General features: G+C 52.3%; 1 protein-coding gene. It reads left to right on the top strand.

Annotated elements, in window-relative coordinates; genetic code table 11:
• A partial coding sequence (locus FS806_RS25320) for an IS3 family transposase (RefSeq protein ID WP_144942124.1) occupies nt 1-570 on the top strand: 570 nt, incomplete at both ends.

Consider the following 570-nt stretch of genomic DNA (forward strand, 5'->3'; position numbering starts at 1 on the left):
TCCCGGCGGATCACAGCGATTCTGAATCGAGAGGAAGTGAAAGTCCATCGCAATACCGTTCAAAAATACATGCAAGAAATGGGACTGGCGGCGATCTATCCCGGCCCCAACCTGAGCAAGCGCAATTTGCAGCATCGCATCTTTCCCTATTTGCTGCGCGGGCTGACGATCGACCGTGTGAACCAGGTGTGGGGGATCGACATCACGTATATCCGGCTGCAGAGCGGTTGGATGTATCTGGTAGCGATCTTGGACTGGTACTCGCGATACGTGATCGATTGGCAGTTGGATCAGAGCCTGGAACTGCCCTTTGTTCTGGAGGCTGTAAGTCGTGCGCTGAGCGCTTGCCGGCCCGAAATTATGAACAGTGATCAGGGCAGTCATTTCACCAGTTCACAGTACATCGAGTTGCTGAATAGCAACCAAGTCCGAATCAGCATGGATGGAAAGAATCGTGCTGTGGATAACATCTTTACGGAACGACTATGGCGCAGCTTGAAGTATGAGGAAGTCTACTTGCACGAGTATACCTCGCCCAAAGAAGCGCGCCGCGGCATTCATCGGTACTTT

It is taken from the genome of Paenibacillus sp. 32O-W (assembly GCF_007679495.1).
Classification (GTDB): domain Bacteria; phylum Bacillota; class Bacilli; order Paenibacillales; family NBRC-103111; genus Paenibacillus_L; species Paenibacillus_L residui.